Origin of the sequence: Pedobacter paludisoli (genome assembly GCF_052344095.1) — a bacterium.
In the GTDB taxonomy this organism is placed as follows: domain Bacteria; phylum Bacteroidota; class Bacteroidia; order Sphingobacteriales; family Sphingobacteriaceae; genus Pedobacter.
This window is the reverse complement of record NZ_CP179926.1, coordinates 1954307-1967084: the sequence shown is the minus strand read 5'-3', so window position 1 is coordinate 1967084 and position 12778 is coordinate 1954307. Positions and strand designations below refer to the sequence as shown.

General features: G+C 35.5%; 9 protein-coding genes and 1 tRNA gene. 9 read left to right on the top strand and 1 reads right to left on the bottom strand.

All coding sequences use genetic code 11. From position 1 onward, the window contains the following. Positions 1–1601: 1601 nt before the first annotated feature. Positions 1602–1673, bottom strand: a tRNA-Arg gene (locus tag ACJVDK_RS07875). Positions 1674–2131: 458 nt separating this feature from the next. Between ACJVDK_RS07875 and ACJVDK_RS07870 the strand changes: the two genes are divergently transcribed. The 9 genes from ACJVDK_RS07870 to ACJVDK_RS07830 all read left to right on the top strand — a co-directional run bounded on the left by ACJVDK_RS07870 (position 2132) and on the right by ACJVDK_RS07830 (position 12721). Continuing rightward, positions 2132–2860, top strand: coding sequence for a tyrosine-protein phosphatase (locus ACJVDK_RS07870; RefSeq protein ID WP_443939731.1), 729 nt, complete (start codon positions 2132–2134; stop codon positions 2858–2860). Positions 2861–3325: 465 nt separating this feature from the next. Next, the gene (locus ACJVDK_RS07865) at positions 3326–4093 is read left to right on the top strand and encodes a polysaccharide biosynthesis/export family protein (protein ID WP_443939730.1); all 768 of its coding nucleotides are present in this window, start codon (positions 3326–3328) and stop codon (positions 4091–4093) included. A gap of 4 nt (positions 4094–4097) precedes the next feature. Then, positions 4098–6494: a GumC family protein gene (locus tag ACJVDK_RS07860; protein ID WP_443939729.1), complete on the top strand. Its 2397-nt coding sequence runs from the start codon at positions 4098–4100 to the stop codon at positions 6492–6494. 50 nt (positions 6495–6544) lie between these two features. Then, a complete protein-coding gene (gmd, locus tag ACJVDK_RS07855; RefSeq protein ID WP_443939728.1) occupies positions 6545–7657 on the top strand; it encodes a GDP-mannose 4,6-dehydratase in 1113 nt (370 codons plus the stop codon). A gap of 52 nt (positions 7658–7709) precedes the next feature. Continuing rightward, a complete protein-coding gene (locus ACJVDK_RS07850; protein WP_443939727.1) occupies positions 7710–8417 on the top strand; it encodes an acylneuraminate cytidylyltransferase family protein in 708 nt (235 codons plus the stop codon). Positions 8418–8665: 248 nt separating this feature from the next. Beyond that, complete coding sequence (locus ACJVDK_RS07845; RefSeq protein ID WP_443939726.1) at positions 8666–9283, top strand: HAD family hydrolase; 618 nt, start codon at positions 8666–8668, stop codon at positions 9281–9283. Further along, on the top strand, positions 9280–10617 hold the full coding sequence (locus tag ACJVDK_RS07840) for a lipopolysaccharide biosynthesis protein (RefSeq protein ID WP_443939725.1): 1338 nt from the start codon (positions 9280–9282) through the stop codon (positions 10615–10617). Before ACJVDK_RS07845 ends, ACJVDK_RS07840 begins: the two co-directional genes overlap by 4 nt. Next, on the top strand, positions 10614–11615 hold the full coding sequence (locus ACJVDK_RS07835; RefSeq protein ID WP_443939724.1) for a polysialyltransferase family glycosyltransferase: 1002 nt from the start codon (positions 10614–10616) through the stop codon (positions 11613–11615). Before ACJVDK_RS07840 ends, ACJVDK_RS07835 begins: the two co-directional genes overlap by 4 nt. Before the next feature lie 20 nt (positions 11616–11635). Continuing rightward, entirely contained in the window at positions 11636–12721 is a 1086-nt protein-coding gene (locus ACJVDK_RS07830) for a hypothetical protein (RefSeq protein WP_443939723.1), read from the top strand. Positions 12722–12778: the final 57 nt, after the last annotated feature.

Below are 12778 nucleotides of genomic sequence, written 5' to 3'. Positions count from 1 at the left end.
ATGACATAAAAATTTTTGAGCGATATGCCGGTAAAACAAACCTTCAAAATAGCAGTTCTTAACCGAAGTACGCCCGTCAATCCCAAGCAGCGGAAGAAAACAAAAACAGCTGCAGCAACATTCGAATGTGTACTACCGAGCATTGTTCTATTCAGTTTTGTGGCTACAATTACTATTGGTTACAAAACCATTCCCCACAAAACCTAGCGAGACTGTTTTTGTTTTGTGTAATGGCCTTGCGGGCAAAGCTGCCTAGCCGGATTGACAAAGGCTTTTGGTTACTTTTGGCCTTCAAAAGTAAATGCCCTGCCGGCAAGAGGCAAGTAAAGGAAAGAGGGTTGGCAAACACCTAGCACCGAATAAAGAAAATTTCTTAAACACCCTCGTCATTGCGCGCTTAGTAAGCAATCTCATAAATAGAAATCTTTTATCGCCTCATGGCCGGCGGGCTTAGTTCTTTTTTCTTGACAAAAAAGAACGAAAAAGTCAAGGCTTGGATCTGTTGTTGAATAAAGCTAGCAGAAGCTCGATGGCGATAATTTGAGGCCTTGGCTTCGCTCAATTCCTTCCGCTCGGCTGCAAATTCTCTTGAACAGTAAGAATTTGAACGTTTCTGCAAAGCTTCTTACTGCTTTCTTCGTCCAACACCTCCTAGGCCGGTCCTAGCATGGGGGCTAACCGAACACCGAATATTAGAGATGCGTTGTATGCCACCGATGACATAAAAATTTTTGAGCGATATGCCGGTAAAACAAACCTTCAAAATAGCAGTTCTTAACCGAAGTACGCTCGTCAATCCCAAGCAGCGGAAGAAAACAAAAACAGCTGCAGCAACATTCGAATGTGTACTACCGAGCATTGTTCTATTCAGTTTTGTGGCTACAATTACTATTGGTTACAAAACCATTCCCCACAAAACCTAGCGAGACTGTTTTTGTTTTGTGTAATGGCCTTGCGGGCAAAGCTGCCTAGCCGGATTGACAAAGGCTTTTGGTTACTTTTGGCCTTCAAAAGTAAATGCCCTGCCGGCAAGAGGCAAGTAAAGGAAAGAGGGTTGGCAAACACCTAGCACCGAATAAAGAAAATTTCTTAAACACCCTCGTCATTGCGCGCTTAGCAAAACAATTTCTTAAAGAAAAATCAATTATCGCCTCATTGCCGGCGGGCTTAGTTCTTTTTTCTTGACAAAAAAGAACGAAAAAGTCAAGGCTTGGATCTGTTGTTGAATAAAGCTAGCAGAAGCTCGATGGCGATAATTTGAGGCCTTGGCTTCGCTCTATTCCTTCGCTCGGCTGCAAATCCTCTTGAACAGTAAGAATTTGAACGTTTCTGCAAAGCTTCTTACTGCTTTCTTCGTCCAACACCTCCTAGGCCGGTCCTAGCATGGGGGCTAACCGAGCAGCGATCTTGAAAGTCTATAGGATTGACAACAATAGTGTTTAAGTAATATTTCTTGGGCGATATGCTAGTAAAACAACCGTTCAAAACTGCAGGTATTAACCGAAGGACGCCCATCGGTTCCGAATGCTCGGGATGCACCCCCAGCAGCGGGAGAAAACAAAAAGGGCAAATCCAATTTACAGATTTACCCTTTTCTTCAGTGCTCCCGACGAGATTCGAACTCATATCGATGGTACCGGAAACCATAATTCTATCCATTGAACTACGGGAGCAATTGCTGCAAATATAGAAATTCAAAGGGTAAATGAAATATAAAAATTTGCTGATTTTACTAAAATTTGGCATGCACGAAAAAATGCGATACAGGGAAATCCTTAATTCAAAGAAAATCAATAGTATAGTATAGAAGGCGATTAGCTAGGTGTTATTTTGGGATCAAGCTATTTTTTTCTCCTGAACTCAGAAAAATAAAAAAAAAATAATTTTGTCTAAAATATTGTGATTTTGATATTTTAGACTGTTTAATGCTACATTTTTATATTAAATTGATAAAATAATAATTAAAATTTAATATTAATTCATTTTGAACCTCTTGTTATTCAATTTGTTGATAAAAATCAATGGATATTTTTCGCTATTGTAGTGTTTTTGCATTGGTTTTTTGTACTTTAGGGCAATTAACGTTCTGTGTGTACCTTGTTTTGCTGATGCAATCAATAAATTTAAAGAAATGATCTCATTCTTTCAGAAAAAAAAGCCGGTTTCAGATTTAAGTTGGATGGGTGTCGATATGCACTCCCATATTTTACCAGGGATAGATGACGGATCTCCAGATGTTAAAGAAAGCCTTGCCTTAATAAAAGGGTTAGCCAATTTAGGCTTAAACAAGTTTATCTGCACTCCCCATATTTTTACAGAGTTATATCCCAATCATGCGGGCACCATTAAACCTGCACTCGATCTGGTAAAGGATGAACTGAAAAATAGCAATCATGCTGTAGAGATTGAAGCAGCAGCAGAATACATGGTTGACGATACCTTTCAGGTAGGAGAAGGTTTACTCTGTTTAGCAGATAATTATGTGCTGATTGAAATGTCGTACATGGTAGAGTACCAATTAATTGAACAAGTGGTGTTTGATTTACGCATGCAAAACTACCGTGTAATATTGGCGCATCCCGAACGTTATAACTTTTACCATAAAAATCATAAAACTTTATTCCGTTTACAAGATATGGGTGCCTTATTTCAATTAAATATGCTTTCAGTAAGCGGTTATTACGGAAAACAAGTGAAAGAAGCTGCAGAATATTTGTTAAAAAAAGAAAGTTACAAATTTATTGGAACAGATATTCATCATTTGCGCCATTTAGAAGCAATAGAGCATTCTGTTACAACGGGTTATTTGCAAAAAAAGCTCGAAAATTATCCATTTTGGAATAAAGAAGTCTTTTTGTAGGAAGAAAATACTTAAATATTAGTAGTGAAAAATATTTATTTTAACGTAAATTTGAGGCTTAATTGGTTGCTTTGTGAATAAAATTGCGAATAATCAATTAATGTTAAGTAATTGTCCCTACTTATAAGTATTAGATGTACGGTTGCGCGCATTTGTACGTTTAATACAAATAAGATATTAAAAAAAAATCTATACATGACCGTTGCATCTAGGAGAAGAGGTATTTATAAAAATGGTCTAATCGACTACCAATTTTCTCTTGATTCTCAAGTTTTGCACCTGGGCATTCCAACTATTTTCTTATACGTATTTAGGGAGTTATTACATTCTTCTCTTTCCTCCATCGTGGGAAAGACTGTGTTTCTATCCATTTATTTTAACAGAAAAAGCCCAAAACTTTCGTAAAGTATGTACAAACAAAGATCCCTATTTCTTTTATTTTCGATTTTACTCTTGGCTGGGATCATGAGCTCCTGTACCAGCATCAAGAATTATAAATATTTTGCTGATATTCCCGATTCATTGGCAAATAAACAACAATTAGCCATGGCTGCTTATGTGGAGCCAAAAATTAAAAGTGACGATATTTTATACATCGCCGTACAAACACGAGATGCTTCGGTATCGGCTAGTATAAACGCGTTGAACGGTTCCCCATCTACTACCACTGCGGTAAACACGAATTTAAGTGGGGCAGGGGTTTCCACCAATCAAGGAGCAACATTTGGGTATTTGGTAGATAAATCGGGGAATGTGAATGTACCGGTATTAGGAGAGGTAAAGCTGGTAGGATTAACTACTCAAGAAGCCAAAGAGCTTATCAGCCAAAGAGCAAACAAGTATTTTACCGATGCTTCGGTAATTGTACGCTTCGCTAATTTTAAAGTAACCGTATTGGGGGAAGTAACGCGACCGGGTACCTATACCGTACCAAACGAAAAAGTAAGCGTGTTGGATGCTTTGGGCTATGCAGGTGATTTAACCATTTTTGGTAAGCGTGATAACATTCTTTTGTTACGTAAGCAAGAAGACGGAACAACAGCAGCTGTTCGTTTAAACATAACAAAATCTAATTTACTTCAATCTCCTTATTTTTACTTGCAACAAAACGATCAACTGTATGTAGAGCCAGTGAAGGCCAAAATTAACAACAGCGACGGTACCCAATTGAAAATGATTTCAATCGTAACCGCTGTAATAAGTCTTTTAATTGTAATTGCAAGTCGTGTATAACCCTATGTCACCAAATAATATCAATACTAACGACGATTTTTTTATAGATGCTGAATCAGATACCACAGCCAACCTGAAGGTATACATTGATAAAGCAATCGCCAATTGGCATATTTTTTTACTCAGTGCAGTAGTTTGTGTTTTCTTGGCCTTTGTGTATGCTAAATTTGCACCCATTTCGTACCAAATCAATGGTAAGGTATTGGTAAAAGACGATAAAAGCAACGGTGGTGGCGGTGGCGGAATGTTGGGCGATATGGATTTGGGCTCTTTATTGGGCTCAACCAGCAATGCAGAAAATGAAATCCAGATATTAAAATCCAGATCTTTGATGACCAAGGTGGTGAAAGCATTGCAATTAAACGTCACCCATGGCATTAAAGGAAATGTACGAGCCTTAGAAGTAAACGACGCTAGAGTTCCCTATACTGTGTCTTTTGTAAAACAATCGGATACCATTGAATACCAGGAGTATACTATTGATGAAATAACTTCAAAAAGCTTTCACATTCAAAATTCTGAGGAAGATATTGATACAGTTGCTTCCTTTGGCAAAGATTTGGTTTTGCCTCAATACACGCTTAGGTTAAGCTTAAAGCTCGGTCTAAAATTATATCCAAGTACTGTTTATCGCATGAACATCGTTTCGGTGGATGCGAAAGTAGAAGAACTGATACCTACCTTAGACGCTGCCTTGACCACCAAACAAAGTACGGTGATTGATTTGGGATTTAAATATTCGATGCCCTTAAAAGGAGAGCAAATCTTGCAAACCCTCATGGATCTATATCTGCGGGATAATTTAGAAGATAAACAACGTATTGCCGACAGTACCATCAATTTCATCGATACGCAATTGGCGGCGGTAAAATCGGATTTGAAAGGAATTGAAGGGCAGATTGAAGCCTTTAAAGAGGAAAATGAATTGGCCAACATTGAAGAGCAATCGAAAGAATTGGTCGGGAATGCGTCAGAATATTACAAAAAGGTAAACGAGGCCGATATGCAATTAAACATACTGAAAAGCATATCAACATACGTTAATAATCCAAAGAACAAGCGGATTATCCCAAGTTCATTAAACGTGGCCGACCCCGTGTTTACCGCATACTTGGCCAGTTACAACGAACTCATCATGCAGCGCGATCGTGAATTGCTTAATTATACCACCGAAAATCCAATTATTCAGAATTTAGACGCGCAAATAGAATCAGCCCGACAAAATCTGGTAAAAAGTTTCAATGCCTATCGGGATAATTTGATTCAAGCTAAAAGAGAAATAGATCGCAACAATCAGCAAATAGCCAATCAGATAAAAAAAGTGCCTAAACAAGAACGGGTATTTTTAGATTTTAGCCGTCAGCAAAATGTGCGCCAACAACTATACATGTTTTTGTTAGAGAAACGAGAAGAAACGGCCATTGGCAGGACCTCTACCATTGGTACCTCGCAGATTATCGATCCGGCAAAAAGCGAAAATAAGCCCTTTAAACCAAAAAAATCGATGATTTATTTAATCGGCTTACTAGCAGGTTTGGCGCTTCCTTTTGGGTACTTGAGTATTAAAGAATTATTAAATACCCGAATTGTTACGAAGAAAGACATTACCAATGTAACCAGCCTGCCTATTATTGGCGAGATTTCGCATAACGAGACCGAGAACAGTGTGGCCGTAACCTCAAAATCGCGTTCCATTATTTCCGAGCAGTTTAGAGGCTTGCGTACCAATTTACAATTTATGCTCAAAGCCGATCAACCCAATGTATTAATGGTTACCTCGAGTATGAGTGGCGAGGGTAAATCCTTTATCTCCCTAAATTTGGGTTTAGCCTTGGCCATCAGCAATAAAAAAGTGGTTTTAATTGAGCTCGATTTGCGTAAACCAAAGTTGACTAGTAACATTGGCTTAGAAAATAAATTGGGTTTCTCTAACTTTATCGTAAACGATAAGTTAACGGTAGCCGATATTGTTACCCAAACCGATTTACATCCAAACGTGTCCTTAATTTCATCTGGGCCAATTCCGCCCAATCCGGCTGAGTTAATTTTAAGCCCGAAATTAAGTCAGCTAATCGAAGAATTAAAAAAATCATTTGATTACGTCATTATTGATAATGCACCTGTTGGTTTGGTGGCCGATGCCTTATTGGTAGAAAAATATACCGATATGTGTTTATACATTACCCGCCAAAATGTAACGCATAAAGCACAGTTAAGCATCATCACCGATTTAGTAAGGAATGCTAAAATTAGAAAAGCCGCTTTTGTGGTAAACGATATCAACGACGAACAATACAGCTATTACGGATCGGGATATGGCTATGGTTACGGTTATGGAGACTATGCCATGGAAAGTAAAAAGAGTAAATGGTGGAATTTGAAGAAGCGATTCTTAGGATAATGCATACAACAAATTAAAATTAATTTTTCAGCCCTAAAATAAGTATGTCAATGAAAACAGCATTAATAACCGGAATAACTGGGCAAGACGGATCGTATCTGGCCGAGTTATTATTAGAAAAAGGCTATAGTGTGCACGGTATTAAACGTAGAGCCTCCTCTTTTAACACCCAGCGCATTGATCATATTTATCAAGATCAGCACGAAGCGCATGTCAATTTTAAATTGCATTACGGCGATTTAACGGATTCAACCAATTTAATTCGCATCATCCAGGAAATTCAACCCGATGAAATTTACAATTTAGGGGCCATGAGCCACGTTAAAGTGAGCTTTGATTCACCGGAATATGTAGCCAATGTAGACGGTATTGGTACCTTGCGAATTTTAGAAGCCGTGCGTATTTTAGGCCTTACCGAAAAAACGCGTATCTATCAGGCCTCTACTTCCGAATTATATGGTGGTTTAGAAGAAAATAAAAACGATAAAGGTTTTTACGACGAGCAATCTCCTTTTTACCCACGCTCACCTTATGGCGTAGCCAAGATTTATGGTTTCTGGATTACCAAGAATTACCGTGAGGCGTATAACATGTTTGCATGTAACGGTATCTTATTCAACCATGAATCGCCACGAAGGGGAGAGACTTTTGTAACCCGTAAAATTACCATGGCTACTGCGGCCATTGCCTTAGGAAAGCAAGATTGTTTGTTCTTGGGGAATTTAAATGCAGAGCGCGATTGGGGACATGCGAAAGATTATGTAGAAGCCATGTGGCGCATTTTGCAACAGGATACACCCGAAGATTATGTCATTGCTACTGGGGTTACTACTTCTATACGTGATTTTGTACGTTTAGCCTTTGCAGAAGTAGGTATCGAATTGGCATTTTCTGGTGAAGCGGAAAATGAAATTGCGCAAGTATTGGCGTGTACCAATCCCGCCTTTCAATTAGAAATAGGCCAAACAGTGGTGAAAATTGATACGCGCTATTACCGTCCAACAGAAGTAAATGTGTTAATTGGCGACCCAACCAAATCAAAAACAAAATTAGGATGGAAACCGCAATACGATTTAGCGGGCTTGGTGAAAGACATGGTGGCCTCTGATTTAACCTTGATGAGTCGTAGCGAATCCTTGCAATGGGAGCATCAAGTAGGATAATTTGCTGTTTAAATATTTTTAGTAATAGTTTTTTATACATAAAAAAACAAATATGGAAAGACAAACAATAACTGCTGTTATACCAGTTAGAGCTGGTAGTAGAAGATTAAAAAATAAGAATATTGCTCCTTTCGGAGGTACAAACCTTTTACTGTATAAAATTGGACAGTTAAAACGTGTTCCTTTAATTGATTCAATTGTAGTTTCTTCCGATTCTGATGATATGCTGCAAATGGCTGCTGAAGAAAATACTTTAACTCATAAAAGGGGCATTGAATATTGCGATGAGCAGACCAAAACTTTTGGTGAAGTTGTAAGACACATTTGCGAAAGTATAACAGGTGATCATGTACTTTGGGCAACCTGTACAGCTCCTTTAATTTTTCCGAATGTTTATCAAGAAGCAATAAAATTGTATTTCGATGCTTTAGATAACGGATTTGATTCACTTGTAAGTGTAGAACCGTTTAAGAGATATTTATGGGATGATAACGGGCCGGTAAATTATGAATTTGGGTTAAAACACGTTCCATCTCAGCAACTACCTACTTTATATTTTGTAACGGATGGAATTTTGATTGCACCAAGAGAAAAAATGATCGAGTGGTCATATTTTCATGGCGCTAACCCTTTGAAGTTTCCTCTAGAAAAGCGTTTGTGTGTTGACATTGATGATGAATTAGATATGCTTAAGGCTCGTGCATGGATAGATTATGATGTATCTGTTACTTCGAAAAATCCCTACTTTGTGAATCAATAATAAGCAGTAATCAATTTTTACAACAAATGAAGTAATTTTTCAAATAATATTTTTATCAATATAGATAACTAAGGCAAATTATACTGATTTAAATAATTTAGCCAATTCATCTGATAATATGTATAATTATCGATTGACAAATGAGAATGCAAACAAAAAATGGTATTAAAATTTTTAATGCAAATAAGTGCAGTATCCTCAAAATTTTCCCTTGAGTTAAATGGGAAGAACTTTTAAAAAAGTTAAAGATGCTGGATAAATTTAAAGTACTCATATGGGATTTTGATGGTGTTATAATGAATTCAATGTCCATTCGATCGAAAGGGCTTGAGTTGGTTTTGGCAGAATATCCGAAAGAACAAGTAGAGGCATTAGGAATGTACCATAACGAAAATGGAGGACTTTCTAGGTATCATAAATTCAGATATTTTTTTGAAGAAATTCGTAAAGAGTCTATTATCTGTGAAAAAGTGATGATTTTGGCCGGGAAATTTTCTGAAATAATGCATCAGAACATAATAAATATGGAACTCCTAATTCAAGATTCTGTTGCCTTCATTAAAGAGAATTTTCTAAAATGCGAAATGCACATAGTATCGGTTTCGGATGGGACAGAATTAAACCAAATTTGCGAAGCTATGGGTTTGAAAAGGTATTTTAAAACAAAAAATGGCTCTCCAACATCCAAAAATGAATTGGCAGGAATGCTCATAGAAAAAAATGATTATGATAAAGTAGAGGTTGTGGTGATTGACGATTCCATTAACGATTACCAAGAAGCACAAAAAAGTGCAATTACATTTGCGGGATATAACAATGTCAAATTAAAAGAGCTAGGGGATATTTATATCAGTATTTTTAGATGAGAAAACATATTGAAAACTTTGTAATAAACGCTTTTCCGTTTTTAATATCGTTGGTTCCAACAATTCTTACTGTTCCTATTTTTTTAAAATATCTGGGAGCATCTGAGATGGGATTGTATTATTTGTATTTAACTATTACCGGTATTGGAGGTATGTTTGATCTGGGGATTTCACAAAGTTTGATTAAGTACATTGCTGCTTATCGTACCAAATCAACTTCATACGTCGCACAGATAATTTATTCGTCAAGGATAGCATCATTCATACTTTTATCTATTTGCTTCATAGTCTTTTTAATATATATGAGTGTTGCTACAGCTTTACATTTCGAAGTAAAATGGATGCTTAGTTTGTTATGTGTTGTAGGCTTTGTTTTGCAATATTTGCTGAACTTGGAATTGGCGATCTTTAAAGGCTATGAAAAGTTTAGTGCTGTTGCTAGGTATGAAGTTATCCAAAAAATAGGTTTTTGTAGTTTAGGGATTGGTGTTGCAATACTTTATAAAGATGTAAAATATGTTATTTTGATGCATGTTTTTGTTACTGCATTCCTACTCTTATTTAACAGCAGGTTAAAATGGCGAAAAAATGAGGGTTATAAACAAAGATCAATAAAGTTTAATTTAGCTTTTTTTAAGAAGGTTTTGTTTGATTATTCAAAATGGGTATTCTTACAAAATTTAATAGGATTTCTAAACGGAAATTTAGACACATTACTAGTGGCATCCTTTGTAAACATTAAGTCCTTAGCTAGTTACAATACTTCTTTTAACTTATCAACTGTTATTCAGGGTTTTGCAGCCAAAGGTTTAAGCTACTTGCTTCCTTATGCATCTAAAAATACGGATCAAGAAGTCTTAAGGAAATTTTTTGTAAATGGGAATTTGATTTTAAGTTCCATTTTAGGTTTATGTTATCCTGTGGCAGTACTACTTGCACCAATTGTAATTAAATGGTATTTAAAAAGTGATTCAACTGTAGCAAATCAAGTGATTAGTTATTTCGATTACTTGCTTATATGTGCATTATTTGCATGTACCTCGTTGTTGAGTTGGCACTTGTTTAATGGAATGGGTGAAATTAAAATTAATACTACCGTACCTTTAATATTCAATATTATAGGACTAATGCTGATGGTTGTTTTTGGTTATTTATACGGAGTATGGGGAATTATAATAGCTAAAATGGTAAGCTCAAGTTTTTCTGTAGTTGTACGTACAATTACATATAATGCTGTGTTTAAGAAACGCGATTATTTAATAGGCTTGAAACTTGCTTCGCCATTAATCATCTGCGTTCTTGTTGTTGAATTTTTTAAATGGTTTTTTAAATGAAAAATTACATCATATTTTCAAGCCCTTTACAGTGTTTTTTTGCCGGATTGATGAGCAAACAGCTCAAAGGCGAATGGTATGGAATTTACTATATATACAATAAGTCATTCTACAAAATTTATAAAAAAATATTTACCATACTAGGAGCAAATTTTGAAGGAATTAATTCTGTAGATGAATTCGATACCACTATTTTAAGGGAAGAGGATACGATTTTTATTTCCAATAGATTTAGCGTTACCGAAGTTAAGTTTTTTTACCTAGTTCGGAATCGTGTGAAATCAATTAATCTATACGAGGAAGGATCAAATACTTACCTTAAGCATCATTTCAATTCACCATGTCTCAATGATTTTGGATTTGAATTAAAAGTTAAAAATAGCATAAAAAGAATTTTAGGTAAAGATCCTTCTCATATTTATATGAAACAATTTGAAAAGGTTTATACATCGTTTCCTATGAAGTATTGTGGAAAAGATCAACATAGATTTATTGAATACAAACAAGAGATATCTTTAGATACTACAAAAAAACAGCAAAAAGTTTGTTTGTTTCTTTCACAAACTTTAGGGATAGACGGGTTTTTATCACAAGGTGAATACAATGAATGGCTAAATCAATTTCTGAACAAATTGATAGATAAGTTTGACGTAATTTATTTCAAACCCCATCCTCGTGATGACGATGAATTATTGGTTAGAATATTGGAAGATTATAAGGGTAATATCCAATTATTACCAGTGGAGTATAGAGAATTACCGGCAGAAATGTTTTTGAGTGAAAATAATGATGTTTACTTAATTGGTTTTTTTAGTTCTACGCTTATGTATTACGCTTCTTTAATGAAAGGAAAATCTTTTCACTTAATGGATATGCTTGTTAATGATTTTCCAGATAATCAAAAATTACTTGGATTACGTACAAGTTTGAATGACGTATTTACCGTGCACCCAATTGTTGGATTAACTAATGCTTGTTTGCAACTGTTTAAGTCATAAAAAATAAAAAGCTAAGAATGATGAAAAAGATTGTATACCATTATACGCGATATGTAAATGATCCCTTTGGTCATGGAGGCTGCAAACGAAGCAATCAAATTATCGAATTGATTAAAAAAAGTGATGCGGAGCTTCATACCTTGTGCCTTGATATTTCAATTAAGAATAAAGGAACCTTATCTATTTTACTCAATTTAATCGTTGGTATTTGGTATTTTTTCATATTGAGAATACCCTTTTTACCAAGTATAAAGGGCTTAGCAAAAATTGGACTTTATACTAGATTGGTGAATGATAGTCTGGCAAAAATTAATACACAAGCTACGATTGTTATTGAGGATTTTGAAAAATTAGGAGCCATATTAGCACTTCAGGCAAAGAGGAAAGGGATCAAAGTTATCGGTATTGTACATAATTTAGATTCCTTAGTACCAGAGTTTATGTCCTCATTTTCTAGTAAAAAGTCACCGGAATTTTTTGAAGAGGAATTGTTTTTCATCCGCCATTGCAGCATCATTTATACAATTTCACGTGAAGAGAATTGGTTGCTGAACTTGAATAACATTCAAGCGAATTATTTACCATACTGTCCTAGCGAAACGGTGTTTAATCAGTTGTCTGCTATCTCGAAAAGAAGAATGCAATATAATGGGCGTGGCTTTATTTTAGGGACGGTATTAAATCCACCTACATTTAATGGAATGGTTGATTTAATTACTGAGCTTGAAAAAAGTAAGGTATATGCAGATGTTGCTGGCTTTGGTACTGAGAAATTATTGGAAAGGTTTCCTTCTTTAGATTATATAAAAATTCACGGGGCTATATCTTTTGATCAAATGAGCGATTTTTTAGAGAATAATAGCTTCTTTCTTGTAAATCAGCCCTATACTGCAGGCGTTTTAACGAGGATAGTTGAATGTCTAATTGCTGGGATTCCGGTTTTAGGAAACGAAAGCTCTTTAAGGTCTTATTACTATATGAACGGTGTTTACCTGTTTGATTTACACAATATTAAAATACCCAAAATAAGTAATTCAACGATTGATATTTCTGAATATTTTTCAGTTTTAAGAGATAAAGAAAAACTGTTTTTAGAAAGTTTATAGTTCCCCAGATAAAATAAAATTTGTTGAGATATTGAAAAATCTTTTTTGCTATTTAAT

Bases quoted from the DNA above. Each gene is read 5' to 3' on its own strand.
- ACJVDK_RS07870 (WP_443939731.1), top strand. From the start codon at position 2,132: ATGATCTCATTCTTTCAGAAAAAAAAGCCGGTTTCAGATTTAAGTTGG.
- ACJVDK_RS07865 (WP_443939730.1), top strand. From the start codon at position 3,326: ATGAGCTCCTGTACCAGCATCAAGAATTATAAATATTTTGCTGATATT.
- ACJVDK_RS07860 (WP_443939729.1), top strand. From the start codon at position 4,098: ATGTCACCAAATAATATCAATACTAACGACGATTTTTTTATAGATGCT.
- gmd (WP_443939728.1), top strand. From the start codon at position 6,545: ATGAAAACAGCATTAATAACCGGAATAACTGGGCAAGACGGATCGTAT.
- ACJVDK_RS07850 (WP_443939727.1), top strand. From the start codon at position 7,710: ATGGAAAGACAAACAATAACTGCTGTTATACCAGTTAGAGCTGGTAGT.
- ACJVDK_RS07845 (WP_443939726.1), top strand. From the start codon at position 8,666: ATGCTGGATAAATTTAAAGTACTCATATGGGATTTTGATGGTGTTATA.
- ACJVDK_RS07840 (WP_443939725.1), top strand. From the start codon at position 9,280: ATGAGAAAACATATTGAAAACTTTGTAATAAACGCTTTTCCGTTTTTA.
- ACJVDK_RS07835 (WP_443939724.1), top strand. From the start codon at position 10,614: ATGAAAAATTACATCATATTTTCAAGCCCTTTACAGTGTTTTTTTGCC.
- ACJVDK_RS07830 (WP_443939723.1), top strand. From the start codon at position 11,636: ATGAAAAAGATTGTATACCATTATACGCGATATGTAAATGATCCCTTT.